The sequence below is a fragment of the Variovorax sp. Soil_C_26 genome, from assembly GCF_057657075.1.
This window is the reverse complement of the sequence record NZ_JBDGJC010000005.1, coordinates 82,717-105,637: the sequence shown is the minus strand read 5'-3', so window position 1 is coordinate 105,637 and position 22,921 is coordinate 82,717. Positions and strand designations below refer to the sequence as shown.

The 22,921-nt window shown below is 69.5% G+C and carries 19 protein-coding genes; 9 read left to right on the top strand and 10 right to left on the bottom strand.

Annotated elements, in window-relative coordinates; genetic code table 11:
• Nucleotides 1-21: 21 nt before the first annotated feature.
• Both AC3A6G_RS16230 and AC3A6G_RS16225 read right to left on the bottom strand, forming a co-directional pair.
• Nucleotides 22-255 carry a hypothetical protein gene (locus AC3A6G_RS16230; RefSeq protein WP_487874046.1) on the bottom strand — a complete coding sequence of 78 codons (234 nt, stop codon included), beginning with the start codon at nt 253-255 and terminating at the stop codon, nt 22-24.
• On the bottom strand, nt 252-1,964 hold the full coding sequence (locus AC3A6G_RS16225) for an FAD-dependent monooxygenase (protein ID WP_487874045.1): 1,713 nt from the start codon (nt 1,962-1,964) through the stop codon (nt 252-254). Before AC3A6G_RS16225 ends, AC3A6G_RS16230 begins: the two co-directional genes overlap by 4 nt.
• Before the next feature lie 83 nt (nt 1,965-2,047).
• On the opposite strand from AC3A6G_RS16225, the gene AC3A6G_RS16220 reads away from it, so the two are divergent.
• Nucleotides 2,048-2,839 (top strand): helix-turn-helix transcriptional regulator, encoded by a 792-nt coding sequence (locus AC3A6G_RS16220; protein WP_487874044.1) that lies wholly within the window; start codon nt 2,048-2,050, stop codon nt 2,837-2,839.
• 18 nt (nt 2,840-2,857) lie between these two features.
• Here the strand turns inward: AC3A6G_RS16220 and loiP are convergent, their stop codons facing one another.
• Both loiP and AC3A6G_RS16210 read right to left on the bottom strand, forming a co-directional pair.
• On the bottom strand, nt 2,858-3,622 hold the full coding sequence (loiP, locus tag AC3A6G_RS16215; RefSeq protein ID WP_487862543.1) for a metalloprotease LoiP: 765 nt from the start codon (nt 3,620-3,622) through the stop codon (nt 2,858-2,860).
• Nucleotides 3,623-3,714: 92 nt separating this feature from the next.
• Nucleotides 3,715-4,785 carry a fumarylacetoacetate hydrolase family protein gene (locus AC3A6G_RS16210; protein ID WP_487874043.1) on the bottom strand — a complete coding sequence of 357 codons (1,071 nt, stop codon included), beginning with the start codon at nt 4,783-4,785 and terminating at the stop codon, nt 3,715-3,717.
• 123 nt (nt 4,786-4,908) lie between these two features.
• On the opposite strand from AC3A6G_RS16210, the gene AC3A6G_RS16205 reads away from it, so the two are divergent.
• Nucleotides 4,909-6,117 carry a DUF3108 domain-containing protein gene (locus tag AC3A6G_RS16205; protein WP_487874042.1) on the top strand — a complete coding sequence of 403 codons (1,209 nt, stop codon included), beginning with the start codon at nt 4,909-4,911 and terminating at the stop codon, nt 6,115-6,117.
• 141 nt (nt 6,118-6,258) lie between these two features.
• A complete protein-coding gene (locus tag AC3A6G_RS16200) occupies nt 6,259-6,537 on the top strand; it encodes a BTH_I0359 family protein (RefSeq protein WP_487862555.1) in 279 nt (92 codons plus the stop codon).
• 67 nt (nt 6,538-6,604) lie between these two features.
• On the opposite strand, the gene AC3A6G_RS16195 is transcribed toward AC3A6G_RS16200, so the two are convergent.
• Nucleotides 6,605-7,669, bottom strand: coding sequence for an AbrB family transcriptional regulator (locus AC3A6G_RS16195; protein WP_487874041.1), 1,065 nt, complete (start codon nt 7,667-7,669; stop codon nt 6,605-6,607).
• 58 nt (nt 7,670-7,727) lie between these two features.
• Between AC3A6G_RS16195 and AC3A6G_RS16190 the strand changes: the two genes are divergently transcribed.
• Nucleotides 7,728-8,573, top strand: a complete 846-nt coding sequence (locus tag AC3A6G_RS16190) for a ChaN family lipoprotein (RefSeq protein ID WP_487874040.1) — start codon at nt 7,728-7,730, stop codon at nt 8,571-8,573.
• A gap of 16 nt (nt 8,574-8,589) precedes the next feature.
• On the opposite strand, the gene aptA is transcribed toward AC3A6G_RS16190, so the two are convergent.
• Complete coding sequence (gene aptA, locus AC3A6G_RS16185) at nt 8,590-9,924, bottom strand: omega-aminotransferase AptA (RefSeq protein WP_487874039.1); 1,335 nt, start codon at nt 9,922-9,924, stop codon at nt 8,590-8,592.
• A gap of 70 nt (nt 9,925-9,994) precedes the next feature.
• Here aptA and purU point away from each other — a divergent pair, with 70 nt between their 5' ends.
• Nucleotides 9,995-10,870, top strand: a complete 876-nt coding sequence (gene purU / locus AC3A6G_RS16180; protein WP_487862538.1) for a formyltetrahydrofolate deformylase — start codon at nt 9,995-9,997, stop codon at nt 10,868-10,870.
• Nucleotides 10,871-10,894: 24 nt separating this feature from the next.
• On the opposite strand, the gene AC3A6G_RS16175 is transcribed toward purU, so the two are convergent.
• From AC3A6G_RS16175 to AC3A6G_RS16160, 4 genes are all read right to left on the bottom strand, one after another.
• Nucleotides 10,895-11,272, bottom strand: coding sequence for a YXWGXW repeat-containing protein (locus AC3A6G_RS16175; protein WP_487865573.1), 378 nt, complete (start codon nt 11,270-11,272; stop codon nt 10,895-10,897).
• Nucleotides 11,273-11,391: 119 nt separating this feature from the next.
• Nucleotides 11,392-12,663 (bottom strand): SGNH/GDSL hydrolase family protein, encoded by a 1,272-nt coding sequence (locus AC3A6G_RS16170; RefSeq protein WP_487874038.1) that lies wholly within the window; start codon nt 12,661-12,663, stop codon nt 11,392-11,394.
• A gap of 125 nt (nt 12,664-12,788) precedes the next feature.
• Nucleotides 12,789-16,094 (bottom strand): acetyl-CoA carboxylase family protein, encoded by a 3,306-nt coding sequence (locus AC3A6G_RS16165; protein ID WP_487874037.1) that lies wholly within the window; start codon nt 16,092-16,094, stop codon nt 12,789-12,791.
• 11 nt (nt 16,095-16,105) lie between these two features.
• On the bottom strand, nt 16,106-17,719 hold the full coding sequence (locus AC3A6G_RS16160; RefSeq protein WP_487874203.1) for an AMP-binding protein: 1,614 nt from the start codon (nt 17,717-17,719) through the stop codon (nt 16,106-16,108).
• 118 nt (nt 17,720-17,837) lie between these two features.
• On the opposite strand from AC3A6G_RS16160, the gene AC3A6G_RS16155 reads away from it, so the two are divergent.
• The 4 genes from AC3A6G_RS16155 (at nt 17,838) to rocF (ending at nt 22,914) form a co-directional block, all read left to right on the top strand.
• Nucleotides 17,838-18,551, top strand: coding sequence for a TetR/AcrR family transcriptional regulator (locus tag AC3A6G_RS16155; RefSeq protein WP_487862534.1), 714 nt, complete (start codon nt 17,838-17,840; stop codon nt 18,549-18,551).
• A 65-nt stretch (nt 18,552-18,616) separates the two neighbouring features.
• Entirely contained in the window at nt 18,617-19,879 is a 1,263-nt protein-coding gene (locus tag AC3A6G_RS16150) for a branched-chain amino acid ABC transporter substrate-binding protein (protein ID WP_487862533.1), read from the top strand.
• 48 nt (nt 19,880-19,927) lie between these two features.
• Complete coding sequence (locus AC3A6G_RS16145; RefSeq protein ID WP_487862532.1) at nt 19,928-21,985, top strand: prolyl oligopeptidase family serine peptidase; 2,058 nt, start codon at nt 19,928-19,930, stop codon at nt 21,983-21,985.
• Nucleotides 21,982-22,914, top strand: a complete 933-nt coding sequence (gene rocF / locus AC3A6G_RS16140) for an arginase (protein WP_487862531.1) — start codon at nt 21,982-21,984, stop codon at nt 22,912-22,914. The genes AC3A6G_RS16145 and rocF overlap by 4 nt, the downstream gene beginning before the upstream one ends.
• The last annotated feature ends 7 nt before the right edge of the window (nt 22,915-22,921 follow it).

The following is a 22,921-nucleotide window of genomic DNA, read 5'->3' as shown; positions in this document are numbered from 1 at the left end:
GGTCATCTCCAGGTTTGTTATTTATTCGGTCGCGGACAGCGATGGTACGGGCAGTGCATGCAATGCGTCGGCCAGCGCGGTGCGGCAGCGCGCCTCGTCGCCGACCTGCTCGAACAGCAGCAGCGCCACCCGCGCCAGAAACAGCGATTCGCGCTCGGGGCCCGCCGCGCCGATCGCGCGCGCGCACTCGGCATAGAGCCGGTCGCGGGCCTCGGGCGGCAGCGATGCGGGGATGGGCGTCGTCGTCGTGGTCATGCGGTGGTTTCCTTCGAAAGAGCGGCAGCGGCGCGTGCGAGCGCCTGCGCCAGCGCGCCGGCCGGCAGGCGAGGCCAGCGCGCGGCCACATGGCCGTCGGGGCGCAGCAGGTAGACGGCGCCGCCGCCAGCGCCGAGCGCCTCGAACACGGCCGGGCCCGCCTGCGCATCGGCGCCCTCGACGGCCATTCCGCCGAGGGTGCGAACCACGAGCGGCCAGGCGCCTTGGCGGCTCGCCTGCGCGAGTTCGTTCGCCGGCGGCGCATCCGCTGGGCCGTCGGGCCGCAGCACGAGCAGCGTGAAAGCCGGGCCGATCCAGTCGGTCAGGTGGCCCTGGGCGAGCGGCTGTTCGGGCATCACCTCGCCGGCAAGCGGCCCTGCCGGCAGCGCATCGCCCTCGCTCGACAGCGGCGAATCGGCATAGCGCACCGCCTGCGTCTGGCGCGGATTGATCAGCTGCGCAATGCCGCGATGCCGCTGCGACAGCGACAGCGCCGCCTCGCGCAGCAGGTCGAAGCCGCGCGACGGCGGCGACATGAACTCGGTGCTGCGCATCGCGTTTTCGGCATTCACGTGGAAGGCGCCGATGCGCTCTTGCGAGTACGAATCCAGCAGCGCGGCATCCGACCATCCGCGCGCCACGAAGGCCAGCTTCCAGGCCAGGTTGTCCGCATCGTCGAAACCCGAGTTGAGGCCGCGCACGCCGAAGATCGGCATCGCATGCGCCGCATTGCCCGCGAACAGCACGCGGCCGTGGCGGTAGTTCGCCAGCGTCATCGCACCGGCGCGGTAGACCGAGGTCCAGACCGTCTTCCACGGCAGGTGGCCTTCGCCGATCGCGTCGAGGTGGCGCTGCACGAATGTGGCCACCGCCGCCGGCTCGAGCGCCTCCTCGGTGCTCTGCCCCGCGCGGAGCTGGTAGTCGATGCGCCAGATGTCGTCGGGCTGGCGGTGCATCAGCACGGTCGAGCCCGGATTCCACGGCGGGTCGAACCACGCGCGGCGCTCGGTCGGGTGCGTGCTGTGCAGTTCGATGTCGATGATGACGTAGCGCCCCTCGTAGGCCGTGCCCTCCAGCGCGAGCCCCAGCGCCTTGCGCACGAAGCTCTGGCCGCCGTCGCAGGCCGCGAGCCATTGCGCCTGCAGCCGGTAGCTGCCTTCGGGATGGCGCACGTCGAGCAGCACGCCTTCGGCGTCCTCGGCCAGTCCGGTCAGCTCGGTGGCCCAGCGCAGGTCGATGAGGCCCGGCGTCGCCGCGTTGCGGCGCTCGATCTCGTCCAGCAGGTACTGCTCGATGTAGTACTGCTCGAGATTGATCATCGGCGGCAGCTTCTGCCGCTCGTCATGCGGCATCTCGAAGCGGAACACTTCCTCGGTCTTGTAGAAGCTGCGCCCGCCAGTCCATGCCAGCCCCTTGGCCAGGAAGGCCGGCAGCACGCCGAGCCGTTCCATGATCTCCAGGCTGCGGCGCGAGATGCAGGCAGCGCGGCTGCCCACGCAGACCGTGTCGTCGGCCTCGAGGATCACGCTGCGCACGCCGTGGTTGGCGAGCCCCAACGCGAGCGCCATGCCGACCGGCCCGCCGCCCGCGATCACCACGGGATGGCGGCCCGGCTCGATGCCTTCGGGGCCGAGCGCCGGCCATCGCGCGGCATGGCGCGTGTAGTGAAAGGCGCCGACCGAGGCCGGCAGTTCGGAAGGGTTCGTCATGCAGCGGGATTGTCCCGATGGCGGCGGACGCCCGTTGTCATAACTTCGTACGAAGTGAATACCCTTGCATCGCACGCCACCGCATGAAGCGCTGGCGCATCCACCCCACCGCCGACGAGCCGCTGTCGGCCGCCATCGTCGGCGACGTGCTCGCGGGCATCGGCACGCCGCACCTCGCGGCAAGCTGCCTTGCGGCCATGCACCGCGTGATGCCGGTGACCTTCTGCACCGTGTTCGCGGTCGACGTGGCCGGCCGCATCGAGGCGGTCTCGGCCGCGAGCAGCTACGGCACCACGGCCGAACGCACCGCCGAGCGCTACGTGGCGCAGCGCTTCGACCAGCTCGATGCCAACATGGCCTGGCTCGCGACGCGCAAGCTGCCGAAGCAGCGGGCGCAGCTCTGGCTCGGCCACCAGCATGCCGACGAAGTGGCCGACCCGGCCTACCGCGCGGCCTGCTACGGCGACGTGGGCATCCGTGAACGCGCCTCGGTGCTGCTGCTCACGCCGGCGGGCCAGCGCGTGGCGGTGAGCTTCTACCGCAGCCTCGCGCAGGCCGAATTCGGGGATAAAGATTTTTCGGCCATCGCCCGCCACGCCACGCTGCTGGCCGACGCCACCGTGGCCCATGGCCGCAGCACGGTGGCGGCGCACGAAGCCGTGGTGCCCGGCTTCACCGCGCGGCTCCTGGCCTTGAGCCTGCGCGAGCGCGAGGTGATCGGCCAGCTGATGGCCGGCCACACGGCCAAGGAGGCCGCACGCGCGCTCGGCGTCGAGCTCACGACCGTCCGAACGCACCAGTACCGCGCGTTTCGGCGCCTCGGCATCCGCTCGCAAAAAGAGCTGCTGCTGCGCGCCGGGGAGGCGCGCCCGTAGCGCGCGAGCCTCTCTCTGTTACTTGGCCCCGTCGAGGCGCTTCTGCATGCGTGCCGAGCGCTCGGCCGACGGCGGATGCGAGCTCATCAGCGAACTGCCGGAGGCGCCACTGCTCAGCTTGGCGAGCTTGTCGAAAGCGGTGACCAGGCCCTTGCGCTCGAGCTTGCGCTCGGTGAGCAGGTCGAAGGAGTAGTTGTCGGCTGCGCTTTCGTTCGCCTGCGAAAACTGGGCGTTGACGAACTTCTCGCCCAGCTCGCCCGCCTGCGACTGCGACAGCTGCGCCGCCACGCCGCCCGCAGCACCGGCCAGCCCGCGCAGCGCGGAGGCGGCGTAGGCGGTCTGCATGCGCGACTTCGAATGGCCGAGCGCCACATGGCCGATCTCGTGGCCGATCACGCCGCGCAGTTCGTCGTCGTTCATCAGGTCCATGAGGCCGCTGTACACGCGGATGCAGCCGTTGGCCATGGCCCAGGCATTCACGTCCTTGGTCATGTAGACCTTGTAGTTCGCGGCCTTGCCGTTGACCGTGTTCGGCATCTGCTTGACGACCTGCGCCAGGCGCGTGGCGTAGCGGCTGCCGGCCGGCGCGATCTGGTTCTTCTGGTCCATGGCGGCGCACGACTGGTCGGACATGGTGGTGATCTCGCCGTCGGTCAGCGACATGGCCTTGAAGGCCGAGCCGCCGGCCTGGGCCAGCGCGCCGGTGTCGACTTTCTGGAGGGTTTCGCAGCCGACCAGGGCGGTGGCGGCAATGACAGCGGCAGCAAGTGGCAAATAACGCATCGGAAACAACTCCTCTTTTTTCTCAGTTGTGGATGGGGCGCGGATTCGCCCCGGTTGCACCGCCGGGGCCGGTGGCCCTGGCGGCGTCGGAATCAATCTTCGGCCAGGTCCGCGGCCGGGCGGTCCACGAGCGACACCGGCGCCTCCTTCGGCCGCCCGTTCGTCGACACGATCTCCTGGTCGATCGCGCCGAACAGAGAGCGGCCGTCGAGGCCCTTCATCTCGATGCGGATGGTGTCGCCGAACTTCATGAATTCGGTCGCTGGCGCGCCGTCCTGGATCGTCTCGATGCAGCGCTTCTCGGCAATGCACGAATAGCCCTTGGGCCACTCCATGCGGCCGTTCTTCTCGACGCCCTTGTTGCTCACGGTGCCGCTGCCGACGATGCTGCCGGCGCGCACGTTGCGCGTCTTGGCGATGTGGGCGATGAGCTGACCGAAATGGAAGGTCATCTCGGTACCGGCATCGCAGAGGCCGACCTTGCGACCGTTCCAGCTGCTCTGCAGCTGCAGGTGCACGCGGCCGTCCTGCCAGGCTTCGCCGAGCTCGTCGAGCGTCACGGCCACGGGGCTGAAGGCGGTGGCCGGCTTGCTCTGGAAGAAGCCGAAACCCTTGGCCAGCTCGGCCGGGACCAGGTTGCGCAGGCTGACGTCGTTGGCCAGCATCACGAGCCGGATGCCGTCGAGCGCCTGCTCGGGCGTGGCGCCCATCCGCACGTCGCCGGTGACCACCGCGATCTCGGCCTCGAAGTCGATGCCCATGGCCTCGCTCGGCACCACCACGTCGTCGGTGGGGCCAAGAAAGTCGTCGCTCGCGCCCTGGTACATCAGCGGGTCTTGGTAGAAGCTTTCGGGCACCTCGGCGTTGCGCGCCTTGCGCACCAGTTCGACGTGGTTCAGGTAGGCCGAGCCGTCGGCCCACTGGTAGGCGCGCGGCAGCGGCGCCATGCACATCGCGGGGTCGAACGGAAAGGAATGGCGTGCGCGGCCGGTGTTGACCGCGTCGTACAGGTCCTGCAGCTGCGGGCTCATGAAGCCCCAGTCGTCCAGCACCTGCTGCAGCCGGCTGGCGATGCCCGTGGCGTAGTGGGCGAGCGTGAGGTCGCGCGAGACGACGACGAGCTGGCCGTCGCGCGAGCCGTCCTTCAGGGTGGCGAGTTTCATGATGGCAATGCGTGGGCAGGGGCCCGGCAGCGGCGCCGCGCCCCCACTAAACTGGGTGATTGGCCGGCAGTGTACCGAGGTGTTCCGGGTGAACCTCCGCGCCGCACGGCCACTCCACACCCCATGCCGACGCTCGCCGCCGCCTCCCTGCCGCCGCCCGCCGCGCCGCCGCCGGCGCGGCCGTCCTGGCGCGCGCTCGCCGGGCTGACGCTGGCGGTGGCGCTGGCGCACCTGCTGCTGCTCGGGCTCGCGCCCACGGCCATGGGGCCCGATCCGTCGCCGCTCGCGAGCCGGTTCAGCACGCGGACCATCGTCATCGCGCCGCCAGCCCCGCCCCCGGCACCGCCTGCGGCCGCGGCGCCTGCCGAGGCCCGGCCGGCACCGCCAACCAAACCGAGGCGGCCGCGCGAGGCGAGTCCGCTGCGGCCACGGCCGGCCGTTGCACCTGCGCCCACGCCGGCACCCCGGGTTTCGGCGCCGCCGCCGCCCGAGGCGCCGGCGCCCGCGGTAGAGGCCGCGATCGACCCCGGCGCCACCCCCGCCGAACAAGCCGCCAGTGCGCCAGACGGCGCGGCCACCGCCGCAGCCGGCACAGGCAACGCCGCGCCCAACGGCGACGGTGCCGGTGCGGCCGGTGCGGCCGGCGCCAACCAGGGTCAGGTCGTCGGCTCCGAATCGCTGCGCATTCCGGGCTCGGTGAAGCTGGCCTTCGCCGTCACCGGGCAACAGGGCACTTCGCCGATGCAGGGCGTCTTCGGCGACCTGGTCTGGCTGCAGGACGGCAGCAGCTACGACGCACGCCTGTCGCTCAAATTCCTGTTCCGCACCATCCGCAGCCAGCACAGCACCGGCCACATCGGCCCGACCGGCATCGAGCCGGCGCAGTTCTCCGAAAGCCGCAAGGGCGAGGTGGCCTCGCACTTCCTGCGCGACCAGGGCCAGGTGATGTTCAGCAACAACGCGCCGCCGGTGCCGCTCCAGCCCGGCGCGCAAGACCGGCTCAGCGTGGTGATGCAGCTCGGCGGCATGTTGGCGGGCGATCCGGGGCGCTACCCGCCCGGCAGCCGCATCGCGGTCCAGACCGTCGGCCCGCGCGACGCCGGTGTCTGGGTCTTCGTCGTCGAAGGGGAGGAACAGATGAGCGTTCCGGCTGGCGACTATGCGGTGCGCAAGCTCACGCGCAGCCCGCGACGCGAAGGCGACGACAAGATCGAGATCTGGCTCGCGCCGGCGCTCGGCTACCTGCCGGTACGGATGAAACAGACACAACCCGACGGCGACTTTGCCGACATGCAGTTGCGCGAATCCCTTCCCGCCGGGCCTGCGAACTGACGCGAAAGTGAAGACATCGAATCACAGGAACCATAGGAATTAATGCGTTTTCGCTACTTCGCGGACAACCCGCCTTGAAACTGGCGCGTTGATTGCTATGTACACCCAATGAACGCCATCGACATCCTCACAGGCCCGGCAATGAACATGCTCTACGACTCGGAGTCCTTCGTCGTCGTGCACGTGCAGCCGAACGACAGCGACACCCCGGCGCTTGCGAATGTGCCGGTGCTCGAACGCCACGGCTTCGAGATCGTGGACAAGCGCTCCGGCAAGGAGGTCTACCTCGACGGTTCCTGGGCCGAGCTGTTCCAGCAGCAGATCGCCGCCTGGCAGCTCAACACCCCCACCCAGGAAGAGGTCGAAGACACGCTCGAGGGCTACGCCGAACTGGCGCACACGCCGGTGCTCGTCCACTGAGACCGTCCGCCTGCGGCCACCGAGAAAAGCGCCCGATCGGGCGCTTTTTCGTTGGCGCCGCCGCCGGTCACTTGCGCAGGTAGATCCAGCGGTACATCGGCCCCACGAGCAGCAGCACCGCGACCAGCCGGCAGACCTGGAACGCCGTGACCACGGGCACGCCGAGCTGCAGCACCTTGGCGGTGATCGACATCTCGGCGATGCCGCCCGGCGAGGTGCTGAGGATCATGGTGGCCGGATGCAGCCCCGTGGCCCAGGCCAGCAGCCAGGCCGCCCCGGCGCAGAGCACCAGCATCGCGACCGTGCCCAGCGCTACCGCGCCGAGCCAGCGCGGCGCCGTGTAGAGAAATTCGCGGCTGAAGCGCACGCCCAGGCTCACCGCAATGACGAGTTGTGCGGTGTTCGACAGCCACGTCGGCACCGCCGACAGCGACAGGCCCGCCATGGTCAGCCCCATCGCCACCAGCAGCGCGCCCATGAACCACGGATTGGTGCGGCCCAGCGCCCGCATCGCGAGCCCGCCGATGCCGGTGGCGACCGCCAGCAGGGCAAGCCCGCCGGCATTCACCTCGCGCAGGGCGGCCAGGTTGGTCTCGAGCCCGTGCAGCCCGCTCCATTGCATCGCGAACGGAATGGCGATGGTCACCACCACCAACCGCAGGCTGTGCGCAGCGGCCACGAGGTCGGTGCGCGCCCCGGCCGATTCGGACAGCAGCGTCATTTCCGATGCGCCGCCGATCGCACCCGCGAAGTAAGTGGTGGCTCTCATCGATTTCGGCGGCACATGCGGCATCCGCTTGGCTTGCAGTGCATGCAGCCAGTGGCCGAAGCCCCAGCCGAGCAGCAGCGCCCAGGCGATCGCGAACGCAATGGCCCACCAGATGCCTGCCACCAGCGCCACCACCTGCGGCGTGAAATAAAGCCCGAGCACCGTGCCGATGGTCCACTGGCCCGCGTTGCGCAGCGGCGTGAAGCTCGCGGTCGGCGCGCCGGCGATGGAGGCCACCGACACCGCGAGCAGCGGACCGATCATCCAGGGCAGGGGCGTGTGTAGCGCCAGGCAGACTTCCGCCGCGGCGAGTGCAAGCAACAGCGTGGCCAGCACGCGAACCAGAAAGCGGAAAGACGGCACGGGAAAAAAGCGGAAATGGACGGCACGGCGTGCACATGCCAACGCATAGTATGGCGCGATGCAACGCCTCCCTTCTCCCGCGCGGGCTTCCCGCATCCTCGGACTCCTGCTTGCCGCCGTGGCTCTTTCCGCCTGCACGACGGGCCTGCAGCACAAGCCCGATGCCCCCATCGCGCAGCGCGCCGCCGCGCTGCTGCCGGCCGACGTGCTGATCCTCGGCGAGCAGCACGACGCGCCTGCGCACCATGCGATCGAGCGCGAGACCGTCGAGGCGCTGGCCGGCCAGGGCCGGCTGGCGGCGCTGGTGCTCGAGATGGCCGAGGAAGGCACCGGCGCCGTCTCGCTCGGCCCGAAGGCCACCGAGGCGCAGGTGCGGGCTTCGCTCGCCTGGAACGACAAGGCCTGGCCCTGGGCGCACTACGGGCCGACCGTGATGGCGGCGGTGCGCGCCAGCGTGCCCGTGATCGGCGGCAACCTGCCGCGTGCGCGCATGAAGAACGCCATGGCCGACGTCTCCCTCGACGCGCAGCTCGCCGGCGAGGCCTACCGGGCGCAGCAGGACGCGGTGCGCGAAGGCCACTGCGGGCTGCTGCCCGAATCACAGATCGGCCCCATGACGCGCATCCAGGTGGGCCGCGACCGCGCGATGGCCCAGGCGGTCGTCAAGGCGCGCCAGCCCGGCAAGACGGTGTTGCTGATCGCCGGTGCCGGCCATGCCACCAAGGCGCTCGGCGTGCCGCAGCACCTGCCGACGGACGTGACGGTCAAGGCCGTCCGGCTCCAGGCCGGCGAGTCGCCCGACCCCGACCAATCGGCCCGGACCCGGTCGGAATACGACGCCGTCTGGTTGACGCCCCCGCTGCCGCCGAAGGACTACTGCGCCGCGCTGCGCGGCCGGCCGTAGCGCAGCGGCCGTCGCCTCAGGCCGACTTCCTGATCGAATCGGCCAGCGTGTTGACCAGCGTGTCGATGTGCTGCTTCTCGACGATGTACGGCGGCGCGATCACCAGCACGTCGCCTGCGGGCCGCACCAGCGCCCCGTTGCGGAAGCAGTCCAGGAAGATGTCGTAGGCGCGCTTGCCCGGCGCGCCCGCGATCGGCGCGAGCTCCACCGCCGCGGCGAGGCCGAGGCTGCGGATGCCGATCACGTTGGGCAGGCCCTTGAAGGCGCTGTGGAACGCATCGCCGAGCACCGTGCCCATCTCGCCGGCGCGTGCGAACAGCTTCTCCTCTTCGAACAGCTCGAGCGTCGCGATGGCCGCCGCGCAGGCCACCGGATGGCCCGAATACGTGTAGCCGTGGAAGAACTCGACCACGTGCTCGGGCGCATCGGTCTTCATCATCGCGTCGTAGAGCTTGTCGCGGCAGATCACGCCGCCGAGCGGGATCACGCCGTTGGTCACGCACTTGGCGAAGTTCAGCATGTCGGGCACCACGCCGAAGTAGTCGGACGCGAAGTTGGTGCCCATGCGGCCGAAGCCGGTGATGACCTCGTCGAAGATCAACAGGATGCCGTGCTTGTCGCAGATCTCGCGCAGCCGCTTAAGGTAGCCCTTGGGCGGCAGGTACCAGCCCGCCGAACCGGCCACCGGCTCGACGATGATCGCGGCCACGTTGCTCGGGTCGTGCAGCGGCAGGATGCGCGTCTCCAACTCGATCAGCGGGTCTTCCGCCCACACCGGCTCCTCGTTGTGGATGTAGGCATGGTTCACCGGGTCGTGGATGAAGCGCATGTGGTCCACGCGCGGCAGGAAGGCCGAGCCGAACACCTTGCGGTTGCCCGGGATGCCGCCCACCGACATGCCGCCGAAGCCCACGCCGTGGTAGCCGCGCTCGCGGCCGATGAACACGTTGCGGTGGCCCTCGCCCCGCGCGCGGTGGTAGGCCAGCGCCACCTTCATCGAGGTGTCTGCCGCCTCCGAGCCCGAATTGCAGAACAGCACCTTGTTGAGGTCGCCCGGCGCGAGCGAGGCGATCATCTCGGCCGCCTTGAACGCGCGGTCGTTGCTGATCTGGAACGCGGTCGCGTAGTCGAGCGTGTCGAGCTGCTTCTTGATCGCCTCGTTGATCGGCTTCCTGTTGTGGCCAGCGCCCACGCACCACAGTGACGAGATGCCGTCGATCACCTTCTTGCCGTCGTGCGTGGTGAACTCCATGCCGTCGGCCGCGACGAACACCCGCGGCTCCTTCTGGAAGTGGCGGTTGGGCGTGAAGGGCAGCCACTGGTTGCCCATGTTGAAGTCCTGGTAGGCCATGTCTCGCTCCTGCGGTTATATCTGCGGGGAAAATCGCGATTCTGGCACCCCTGCGACAATCACGCCCCTCATGACGACCCCAACGCCCCCCGTGTCCGCCACGCCCGCCTACATCCTGAACCTCTCGTGCCCCGACCGGACGGGCATCGTGCATGCCGTCTCGGGCTTCCTGCTGGAACGCGGCGGCAACATCGAGGAGGCAGCCCAGTACAACGACCACGGCACCGGCCTGTTCTTCATGCGCGTGCGCTTCGCCTGCAGCGAGCATTCGGAGGCGGCGCTGCGCGAGCAGCTCGCGAGCTTCGGTGCGGGCTTCGGCATGAACCTGCAGCTGCATGCCGCGGCCGAGCCCATGAAGACCGTGATCCTGGTCAGCAAGGAAGGCCACTGCCTGAACGACCTGCTGTTCCGCTGGAAGAGCGGCCTGCTCGCGATCGACGTGCGCGCGATCATCTCGAACCACCGCGACTTCTACCAGCTCGCGGCCAGCTACAACGTGCCGTTCCACCACATTCCGGTGACGGCCGCGACCAAGGCGCAGGCCGAGGCGAAGCAGCTGGAAATCATCGAGGCCGAGGGCGCCAAGCTGGTGGTGCTGGCGCGCTACATGCAGATCCTGAGCAACGACCTGTGCAACAGCCTGGCCGGGCGGGCGATCAACATCCACCATTCGTTCCTGCCGAGCTTCAAGGGCGCCAAGCCCTACTACCAGGCGCACGACCGCGGCGTGAAGCTCATCGGCGCCACCGCGCACTACGTCACGGCCGACCTCGACGAGGGCCCGATCATCGAACAGGACGTGGCGCGCGCCGACCACACCGACACCGTCGAAGACCTCACGGCCCGCGGCCGCGATACCGAGAGCCAGGTGCTCGCGCGCGCGGTGAAGTGGCACAGCGAGCACCGGGTGCTGCTGAACGGGCACAGGACAGTCGTTTTCCGCTGACGCAGCGCCCGCTTCCGGCCCGCCTCAGTTCCGGTTCGGATTGTTCGGACGGCGGTCATGCCGGTTCGGCACGCCGTCGCCGTCGCGGTCCCAGCCACCGCGGCGGTATTCCCAGCGGCCGTCACGCTGGTCCCAGCGCGGCGCGCGGTAGGCATGGCCCGGACGTGCGCGCACATGGGTTCCGCGCACCCACACATGTCGTCCGCCGCGCCACTCGTAGTGCCCCGGCGACCACACGTAGCCGCGGCGCGGCGGTGGCACGCGCTCATAGCGCGGCGGCGGCGGCGGCACCTGGATGGTGACCACGGGCTGTGCCTGCGCAGTCGTGGGAAGCATCAGCGCCCCGCCCGCGGAAAAGAGCGAAGCGGCGCCGATGGAAAGAGTGATTGCGAGTTTTTTCATGGGGAGCCCTCATGAAGTTGTTGGAACCTTCATGCTGCCGGGCCCATGTGTACCGCCTGTAAGCGTTGCCCGAGATCTTGTGTAGAGGTGTATCGCGAAAACTGGCGCTTCGTTGGCGCTCACTCCTGCAATTCGCGCAGGTCGATCGCCGTGGCCATGGCGGCATGGCCGGCCCTGTTGGGGTGCAGGTGGTCGCCGTTGTCGTAGGCAGGGTTCAGCGCCAGCGGGTTGCCGGGGTCGCGCAGCACGGCATCGAAATCGACCACGCCATCCACATCCTGGCGGCTGCGGATCCATCGATTGACCTCGGCGCGCATGGCCTCCGAACGCTCGGTCCAATAGGGTGTGTTGCCGAACGGCGGCACGGTGCCGATCATCACCTTCACTCCCTTGGCGCGGGCCTGCCTGATCAGTTGCTGCAAGCCTTCGGTGATGCGCTCGGCCGTCGCCACCTCGTGCGCGGGCGTGGGCCGTCCCGGCATGCCGGGAAACACGCTGCGGCCGATGTCGTTGGTGCCGAGCAGCACGATCGCATGCGTCACGCCGGTCTGTCCGAGCGCGTCGCGCGCAAAGCGCGAAAGCCCATTCGGCCCGACCCCATCGACCAAAAGCCGGTTGCCGCCGATGCCGAGGTTCAGCACCGACACCGGCGCCGCGGCCGCAGGGCTGCCGCGCAGCCGCGTGGCCAGCATCTCGGGGTACGAACCGTCGCCCGCCTCTGCGCCACCCGCCGTGATTGAATCGCCGAAGGCCGCCACCACGCGCACGGGCTGCGAGGTCATCACGTCGAGGCCGGTCACGAGGTGATTGAGCGGCAGGGGCGCGACGTGGTCGGGTTTGGCCACCGCCACCGCGTTGCCGCCCACCACCCAGCTCGTGTCAGGCGCCTGCAGGTGGACCGTCGCGAACGGGGCTGCACGGTCGAAGAACACACTGACCGCCACGGCCTGCCCGGCCTCGACCTTCAGCGCCACGCCGTCGCTCCATGCCTCCGCGCCCGGCGCGACGACGGTGCCCGTGCGCCCGCCGAAGCGCAGCATGCGCAGCGACGCCGGCGACACGGCCCCTGCGCCCGTGCCGTGCGCCACGCTGCCCGCCGCGATGTGCAGCGGCGCCTTGCCGAAGCGGTTCGAGAAACGGATGCGAACGCGTTCGCCGGCCAGCGACGATGCAAACTGCTGCCGCAGCGTCTGACCCTGGAAGGCGTCGCCACCGGGGCGCGGCGCGGCGGCCTTGACCAGGGGATTGGCGCTGAGTTCGCGAAAGTCGACCGGCGCCACGGCCCAGGCGGCCACCCAGTGCGCCTCGACGGGCTGCCGCACGCGCGCATCGGGCTGCGCCGCCTGCGCGGCCACTGCGCCGACAAGCAGCAGCACGCCCGCCGCAGCCATCCCATGCCGCATAACGAACTGGCGCAGAGCGGAAGAAAGCCGACGAAGACCCAGTGTCATGTGCGCAAAGCGGTCCAGTTTACGGAGCCGCCGTGACAGCGCGCCTTACAGGGTCTGGTTCATGGTTACCAAGTGTCGACGTAAGGCCGCGGCGCTTCGGCCGAGGTCCGTGCCGACGCCAATCCGCGCACCAGCCATGTGCGCGTTTCGGCGGGGTCGATCACCGCATCGATCTCGAGCGTCTGCGCCATGTGGATCGCCTCGCCGTTGGCGTACTGCTCGGCCACGAGCTTCTTGAAGAGCGCATCGCGCTCGTCGCCTTCGGGCACCGCCGAAAGCTCCTTGCGGTAGCCGAGCCGCACCGCGCCCTCGAGCCCCATCGCGCCGAACTCTCCGGTCGGCCAGGCCACCGTGAACACCGGCGCGTCGAAGCCGCCGGCCGTCATCGCCTGTGCGCCGAGCCCGTAGCCCTTGCGCAGCACCACCGCGAAGAACGGCACGCGCAGGTGCGAAGCCACCATGAACATGCGGCACACATGGCGCACCTGCGCCTGGGCCTCGATCTCCGGTCCGACCATGAAGCCCGGCGTGTCGCACAACGAGACGATCGGCAGCCCGTGCGCATTGCACAGCTGCATGAAGCGCGCCGATTTGTCGGCGGCCTCCACGTCGATGGCGCCGCCCAGGTGGTGCGGGTTGTTCGCCATGAGCCCGACGGGCCGTCCTTCGATGCGCGCGAGCGCGGTCACGATGCCCGCGCCGAAGCCCGCGCGCAGTTCGAGCAGCGAGCCGCTGTCGGCCACGCCGCGCATCGCGGCGCGCACGTCGTACACGCGCAGCCGGTTCTCGGGCACCACGTGGCGCAGCCCGCGCGGGTCGGCGCATTGCCAGTCGTCGACCGGCCCCTGGAAGTACGACAGGTACTGCTTCGCGGCCGCCACCGCGGCGGCCTCGTCCTCGACCAGGATGTCGATCACGCCGTTGCGCGACTGCACGCTGCTCGGCCCGATCTGCTCGGGTGCGAAGGTGCCCAGGCCGCCGCCCTCGATCATCGCGGGGCCGCTCATGCCGATGTTGCTGGCGCGCGTGGCAATGATCACGTCGGCGCAGCCCAGGAGCGCCGCGTTGCCCGCGAAGCACCGCCCGTGCACGATGCCGACCACCGGCACCTTGCCCGAGAGCGCGGCGAACTGGCTGAAGGTGTGGTTGTTCAGGCCCGCGACGATCGGCATGTCGGTGTCGCCCGGCCGTCCGCCCCCGCCTTCGGCGAACAGCACCACGGGCAGGCCGAGCTGGTGCGCCACCGCGAGCAGCCGGTCGGTCTTGTGGTGGTTGCGCATGCCCTGCGTGCCCGCGAGCACCGTGTAGTCGTAGGCCAGCACGGCACAGCGCGAACGCTCGGGGCCGAACTGCCTGGCATTGATGCTGCCGAGGCCCGTGACCATGCCGTCGGCGGGCGTGTTGGCGATCAGGTCCTCGAGCGTGCGGCGGCGGGTCTGCGCCGCCACGGCGAGCGCGCCGTATTCGATGAAGTTGGCCGGATCGTCTGCCGTGTCGCACAGGTCCGCGATGTTCTCGCGCGCGGTGCGCCCGCCCTGCGCATGCCGCTTCGCGACGGCCGCACCGCGGTTCGCGTCGAGCGTGAAAGCATGGCGGTCGATGACCTTCTGCAGGTCGGGCCGAATCGCATCGAGGTCGCGCGCCTCGCCCGCCTCGGCTTCGGCGGCGTGCGCATCGACGGCCTCGAGCCGCACCAGCGACTGGCCCTCGACGAGGTAGTCGCCCGGCTCGGCCAGCAGCGCGACCACGCGGCCCGCCACCGGCGCATGCAGCAGGTGCTCCATCTTCATCGCCTCGAGCACGCCGAGCTGCGCGCCGGCCGGCAGCACGTCGCCCACGGCCACCTCGAACTGCACGAGCTTGGCGGGCATGGGCGCCTTCACGGTCAACCCGTCGTCAGCCGCTTCCGCAAGCGGCGGTGCGCTGGACGAAGGGACCTGCGGCCGCTGCCGGCGCACGTCGTTCTTCTCCAGCGCCGCGGCGGCGGCCAGCAGATCGCCCAGGTGGTCCTCGACGAAACGCGTGTGCACCGCCTGGCTTGCGAACTCGGTCCGTGCCGCGATGGCGCGCAGCAGCGACAGGTTGGTGGCGACGCCGTCGATGTGGCATTCGCCGAGCGCGCGCGATGAGCGGCGCAGCACGTCGGCGAACTGCGCCGAAGGCGAATGCACGATCAGCTTGGCAAGCAGGGTGTCGTAGTGCGGCGATGGTGCAAGGCCCGCATAGCCGTGCGTGTCGACACGCACACCCGGCCCCGCGGGCAGGTCGAAGCGCGCGAGCACGCCGCCCGAGGGACGGGCATGGCCTTGCGCGTCGAGCGTCTCGGCATTGATGCGCCACTGCACCGCGAAGCCGCGCTGCGGTGCCGTGCGGCCGGGCGCCACGCCGAGCGCCTCCAGGCGCTGGCCCGCGGCCACAGCCACCTGCAGCTGCACCAGGTCGAGGCCGGTGACCGCCTCGGTCACCGTGTGCTCGACCTGCAGGCGCGCATTGGCTTCGATGAAGACGAACGGAAGCGTCGGCGAAGCGGCATCGACCAGGAACTCGAAGGTGCCGAGGCCGCGGTAGCCGACGGCCTCGGCCATGCGCAGCGCGGCCTGCGTGAGCGCGGCGCGCAGCGGCTCGGCGAGCGAGGGACTGGGCGCGATCTCGACGAGCTTCTGGAAGCGCCGCTGCAGCGTGCACTCGCGCTCGCCGAGGCTCGCCACGGCCGCGCCGTCGCCGAGCACCTGCACCTCGATGTGGCGCGCATGGCGCATCAGCCGCTCGACGTACACGCCCTCGACGCCGAAGGCGGCCCTGGCCTCCGACATGCAGCGCGCATGCGCCTCGGGCAGTTCGTCCGCCCGAAGCACCGCGCGCATGCCACGCCCGCCACCGCCGCCGATCGCCTTGATCATCACGCCCTCGGCGCCCTCGGCCTGCTGCTCGGCGAAGAAGGCCTCTGCCTCGGCGAGCGTCACCGCGCCGGTGCTGCCGGGCATCACCGGCACGTCGCACTGCGTGGCCAGCGCGCGCGCCTTCGCCTTGTCGCCGAACAGCGCGAGCTGCGCGGGCGTCGGGCCGATGAAGACGAGCCCAGCCGCTTCACAGGCCTCTGCGAAATCGGCACGCTCGCTGAGGAAGCCGTAGCCGGGATGCACCGCATCGCAGCCTTGCGCCCGCGCGACGGCCACCAGCGCTGCGATGTCGAGGTAGGCCGAGGGCCCGGTGGCATCGAGCGCCACGGCCGCATCGGCGAGCTGTGCATGCAGCGCCTCGGCATCGTCGCGCGCATGTACCGCCACGCTCGCGATGCCGAGATCGCCGAGCGCGCGCACCAGCCGGACCGCGATCTCGCCGCGGTTGGCAATCAGGACTTTGGAGAACACGAAGAAGCCTTTCAGGTCTGGTCTTTGAGCAGGCGCCGCAGCACCTTGCCCGCGCCGGTGGTCGGCAGCGCATCGATGAAGCTCACCGCACGCGGCGCCTTGTAGCTCGCCATGTTCTCGCGCGACCACGCGATCAGCGCATCGGCCTCGAGCGCGGCACCGGGCTTCTTCACGATGAAGGCCTTGACCACCTCGCCCTTCTCGGGGTCGGGCTGCGCGATCACCGCCGCCTGCGCCACTGCGGGATGCTTGATGAGGATGGTCTCGACCTCTTCGGGGAACACGCTGTAGCCCGAGACCTTGATCATTTCCTTGAAGCGCCCGATGAAGGTCAGGTAGCCGTCGGCGTCGATCTTGCCCATGTCGCCCGTGTGGACCCAGCCGTTGCGCAGCGTGGCGGCCGTGGCCTCGGGCTTGTTCCAGTAGCCCTTGAAGGTGCCGGGACTGGTCAGCACGATCTCCCCGACCTCGCCGGTGGGCATGTCGGCGCCGGTGTCGGCATCGGCGATGCGGATCGACACGCCCGGCACCGGAATGCCCTGCGTGCCCCAGCGCGGCGCATGGTGCGGCGTGTAGGTGTCGCAGGTGTGCGTTTCGCTCAGGCCGTAGGCGGCTTCGAACGATGTGCAGTTCGGCGCATGCGTGCGCCACTGCGCGGCGAGCGGCTCGGTGAAGGCGATGCCGAAGCTCGTGACCGGATTGCGCCGGAGGCTCGAGAGATCGAAGCCTGCGATGTCGGGCACCTGCATGCAGGCCACGTTCATCGGCGCGATGCTGTACCACCAGCTCACCCGGTACGCCGCGACCGCCTGCAGCGCGGCGCGCGGGTCGAAGCGGTGCAGCAGCACCGACGCCGCGCCCGTGAGCACCGGCACGTTCACGCCCATCAGCATGCCCGCGATGTGATAGAGCGGTGCGATCGACAGCAGCACGTCCTGGTCCGTCACGCCGTTGCAGTCGGCCGCGGCGCGCGTCTTGAAAAGCGCATTGCCGTAGCTCAGCATCGCGCCCTTCGGCAGCCCCGTGGTGCCCGAGGTGTAGGTCATGAGCGCGACGTCGTCGAGATCGACGACCACGGGCTGCGGCACCGCACCGCTGCGCATCACTGCAAAAAAGTCTTCGCACCCGGCGGGCACGCTGCGCGCGATGCCGCGCTCCGCCGCAAGTTCGGCCGGCAGCGCGGGCGTGGGCTCGGCCGGCAGCATGTCGGCGTAGTGCACCACGAACACGTGCGCGAGCGCACTGTCGGGCTGCACCTTGCGAACCACCGGCAGCAGCGACGCGGCCGCAACGATCACGCGGGCCTTCAGGTCGCTGACCTGGTAGGCGAGCTCGTGCTCCTTGTTGAGCGGCCCGCTCGGGCAGACGATGGCGCCGATCTTCTGGATGCCGAAGTGCGCGACAAGGTATTGCGGACAGTTGTTAAGAAAGAGCACCACCGGCTCGCCCTTCTTCACGCCGATGGCCTGCAGCCGCGCCGCGAAGGCATCGCTTGCGCGGTCAAGCTCGGCCCAGGTCATGGTGTGGCCGTACCAGATGCAGGCCGCACGCTCGCCGCGCTCGCGCGCATGGGTGTGCAGGTACGCGTGCAGTGGCTGTTGCAGCCGAGGCGGCAGTTCGCTCATCGGGCGTGGCGTGGCCGTTGCTGTTGTCTCCATGGCGTCACTTCCTCAGGGTTATCGATAGCCGCCTGTGCAGGGCAGGCGCTTGCCAATGGTGCATGGTGCACGAACAATCCTACCCATGGGTATAACTTCGGCGACACGGCACAAACCCTCTGCACGCGGCCAGGCCGCTGCGGCGGCAAGGCAGCCCATCATGCGAACCGACCTGCCGCAGGGCACCGGGCGGCAGCGGGCTGCCACGCAGGGCACCGACGTGCAGCGCGAGCGCATCCTGCAGGCTGCGGCAGGGCTCTTCGCCGCGCAGGGCTACGCCAACACCACGATGGCGCAGATCGTGCGCGCACTCGGCGTGACGAAGCCCTTCGTGTACTACTACTTCCGCGACAAGCAGGAGATCTTCGAGGTGCTGTCGTGGCGCCCCACGGTCGACTGCTTCACCGCGCTCGACTTCGCCGCCAACGATCCGCGCCGCGCCAGCGAGAAGGTGCTCGAAGGCATCGAGCGGCTGATCCGCGCAACCGTGGCACACCACCCCTGCGCCTTCTTTCCGTACCGCGAACCGCAGGTGTACCGGCCCGAGTACCTGGCGGCGGCCAAGAAGCTCGCCAACCACTTCTACGAACTGCTCTGCCCGCTGCTCGAGGAAGCGCGGCGCGACGGCGACCTCGATTTCACCGAAACCAAGATCACCGCGCTGGCGGCTTTGAGCCTGCCCGGTTTTCTCTACACCTGGTACCGCCCGAATGGCCGACTCTCGCCCGACGAGGTGACGGCCGAACTCACCCGGCTCGCCACCCGGGTGATCGGCCTTCGCACGCCGGCGCCGCGCTGAAGGCGCGGAGGCCGCCGGCTTTGCCGCGAAGTGTTTTTCTTGACAACCATGGGAGACAAACAGCAATGACACCGAAGACCGCACGCCTCGCCCCTGTCGCATTCGCCACATTGATGGCCCTCGCCGGCACGACCCAGGCGCAGGACGCCACCTACAAGGTCGCCTACATCGATCCGCTGTCTGGGCCCTTCGCCAACGTCGGCGAACTGATGCTGACGCACATCCAGTTCGCCGTGGAAGAGATCAACGCCAAGGGCGGCGTGCTCGGCGGCACCAAGCTGCAACTGCTGCAGTTCGACAGCAAGCTCTCGGCGCAGGAGAGCCAGAGCGCGCTGCAGGCCGCGATCGACCAGGGCGCCAAGGCCATCATCACGGGCGGCTCGGGGTCGTCTGTGGTCGCCGCGCTCGTGCAGTCGGCGAACCGCTGGAACCAGCGCAACCCGGGCAAGGAACTGATCGTGCTGAACCACTCGTCGGTCGATCCCGAGATGACCGGCAAGAACTGCAGCTTCTGGCACTTCCAGACCGAGGCCAACACCGCGATGAAGATGAAGGCGCTGGCCAACTACATCAAGAAGACGCCCGACGTCCAGAAGATCTACCTGCTGAACCAGGACTACGCCCACGGCAAGCAGTGGGCCAGCTACGGCCGCCAGATGGTGGGCCTGGCGCGGCCCGACGTGAAGTTCGTCGGCGAGACCCTGCACCCGATCGGCCGTGTGAAGGACTTCTCGCCCTACATCGCGAACATTCGCCAGAGCGGCGCCGATTCGGTGATCACCGGCAACTGGGGCCAGGACATGACCCTGCTGCTGAAGGCCGCGGGCGACGCAGGCTACAACCTGCGCTACTTCAACCACAGCGCGGGCTCGGTGCCCGGCACGGTGCTCGCAGTGTCGCAGGCCAAGACAGGGCAGCTCACCTGGGTCGCGGAATGGCACCCGGGCCAGGCCGACACGCCGCGCGCCGAAGCGCTCGCCAAGGCCTACAAGGCCAAGACCGGCAAGGACTTTCTCGCGCCGCGCATCGACCTCACGCCGCGCATGCTGGCCGCCGCCATCAACAAGGCCCGCAGCACCGACAGCGTGAAGGTGGCGAGCGCGCTCGAGGACATGACTTTCGATTCGGTGGTGGGCCCGGTGCGCATGCGCGCCGAAGACCATCAGCTGCTGCTGCCGCAGGTGGTCAACACCATCGCACCGGTCGACGGCAAGGCCGTGAAGGTGGGCTGGGAAGGCACCGACTACGGCTTCCGCACCGACGCGGTCTACACCGGCAACGAACTGGCGCAGGGCACCGACTGCAAGATGGTGCGCCCCGGACGCTGAAAACCCGCGCAAGGCATGGTCTTGGCGCAGGCTTCGTACACTGCGCGCATGACCTCTCCCGTTTCGCCCGCGCCATCCGACCCGTACCTCTGGCTCGAGGACATCGACGGCCACGAGCCGCTCGAATGGGCCCGCCAGCACAACGCGGCCACCGTGCAGCGCTATGCGGCATCGCCGGAATTCGAGCGCATGGCCGAGGGCATCCTCGAGGTGCTCGATGCCGACGACCGCATTCCGATGGTGCGCAAGATCGGGCCCTTCTTCTACAACTTCTGGCGCGACCGCAAGCACCCCAAGGGGCTTTGGCGCCGCACCACGCTGGACGAATACCGCAAGCCGCAGCCCGCGTGGGAGACCGTGCTCGATCTCGATGCGCTCGCGGCGACCGAGAACGAGAACTGGGTCTGGCACGGCGCCGACACCCTGCAGCCCGGCTACCGGCGCTGCCTGCTGTCGCTCTCGCGCGGCGGCGCCGATGCCGACGTGGTGCGCGAGTTCGATCTCGAAGACAAGCAGTTCGTGGCCGGCGGCTTCGAACTGCCCGAGGCCAAGAGCAGCGTCGCGTGGAAGGACATCGACCATCTCTACGTGGCCACCGATTTCGGCCCGGGCTCGATGACCACCTCGAGCTATCCCCGCATCGTGAAGGAATGGCGCCGCGGCACGCCGCTGGCCAGCGCCCAGACCGTCTACGAGGCCGGCACTGACGACATGACGGCCAGTGCCTGGCGCGACACCACGCCCGGCTTCGAGCGCGACTTCGTCTCGCGCCAGATGGATTTCTACGACAGCGAGACCTGGCTTCGCACGCGCGACGGCCGGCTCGTGAAGATCGACGTGCCCGACGACGCGAACACCGATATCACGCGCGAGTGGATGCTCGTGGAGCCGCGCAGCCCCTGGACCGTGGGCAGCACCACCCATGCACCCGGCTCGCTGCTGGCCGCGCGCTTCGACGACTGGATGGCGGGCCGGCGCGAGCTCACGGTGCTGTTCGAGCCCGGCGAGACCACCGCACTCGACGACTATTCGTGGACCCGCCACCACCTGATCCTCAACGTGATGCACGACGTGGTGAACAAGCTCGAGGTGCTCACGCCGCAACCGGGCCAAACGCCGTGGCGGCGCGAGCCGCTGGGCGGTGCGCCGGCGCTGTCGACCATCGCGGCCGGCGGCATCGACGAAGACGAGAACGACGACTACTTCCTCACGGTGAGCGGCTTCCTGCAACCAACCACGCTCTACATCGGCACCGTCGGCGGCGGCGAGCCCGCGCCGCTGAAGCACAGCCCCGCCTTCTTCGACGCGGAGCGCTTCTGCGTGAGCCAGCATTTCGCCACCTCGAAGGACGGCACCCGCGTGCCCTACTTCGAGATCGCGCCGAAGAACCTGCAGGCCAACGGCCGCAACCCGACGCTGCAGTACGCCTACGGCGGCTTCGAGATCTCGCTGCAGCCGAGCTACAGCGGCAGCATCGGACGTGCATGGCTCGAACGCGGCGGCGTCTACGTGGTCGCGAACATCCGCGGCGGCGGCGAGTACGGCCCGCGCTGGCACCAGGCCGCGCTGCAGCAGAACCGGCTTCGCACCTGCGAGGATTTCGCGGCCGTGTCCGAGCACCTGATCGCACGCAACATCACCTCGCCGGCGCACCTCGGCGCCATGGGCGGCAGCAACGGCGGGCTCTTGATGGGCAACATGCTCACGCTGTACCCGCAGTTCTACGGCGCCATCGTGAGCGAAGTGGCGCTGCTCGACATGCGGCGCTACACGCAGCTGTCGGCCGGCGCTTCGTGGATCGCCGAGTACGGCGACCCCGACGACCCCGCCGAATGGGCCTGGCTCCAGGCCCTCTCGCCCTACGAGAACGCGAAGCCCGGCGCGAAGTACCCGCCCGCGCTCTTCACCACCTCGACGCGCGACGATCGCGTGGGCCCGGTCCATGCGCGAAAGATGCACGCGAAGCTCGCGGCCATGGGCCACCAGACCGCGTTCTACGAGAACATGGAAGGCGGCCACAGCGCGGCGGCCGACAACAAGGCCGCGGCCTTCATGGATGCGCTGGGCTACGCCTTTCTCTGGCAGCACATCGGGCGATCGGCATGACGAGCAGCAACAGCAGCGGCGCCACCGTACTCGAACTGATCGGCGCACCGACCGACGTGGGCGCCAGCGTGCGCGGTGCCGGCATGGGTCCCGATGCGCTGCGCGTGGCGGGCCTGCCCGAGGCGCTTTCCGCGCAGGGCTTCGAGCTGATCGATCGCGGCAACCTCGCGGGCCCGGCCACGCCGTGGACGCTGCCGGCCAACGGTCTGCGGCACCTCGACGAGGTGATCGCCTGGAACCGCTCGGTGTACGCCGCCATCGACACCGCACTCGGTGCCGGCCACGTGCCGCTCATGCTGGGCGGCGACCACTGCCTCGCGATCGGCTCGATCAGCGCCGTCGCGTGGCATGCGCGCAAGCGCGGACGCAAACTGCGCGTGCTGTGGCTCGACGCGCACTCCGACGTCAACACCGAGACCACCAGCCCGAGCGGCAACCTGCATGGCATGCCGGTGTCGTGCCTGCTGGGGCACGGCCCGGCTGCGCTCACCGGCTGGAGCGGCGAGCGCGCGGCGGTCGAGCACGACGCGATCCGCTTCATCGGCATCCGCAGCGTCGATGCCGACGAGAAGGAAGCAATCCGCACGCTCGGCCTGCATGTGTTCGACATGCGCCACATCGACGAGCACGGCATGCGCACCACCATGACCGAGGCGCTGCAGGACGTGGACGAGGACACCCACCTGCATGTGAGCTTCGACCTCGACTGCCTCGACCCCGGCATCGCGCCCGGCGTGGGCACGGGCGTGCGCGGCGGCCCGACCTACCGCGAGATGCAGCTGTGCATGGAAATGATCGCCGACACCGGCCGCCTCGGCTCTGCCGACATCGTCGAACTCAATCCCGCGCTCGATGTGCGCAACCAGACCGCCGAGGTCGCGGTCGAGCTGCTGCAGAGCCTGTTCGGCAAGTCGACGCTGGTGCGCTGAGGCCGGT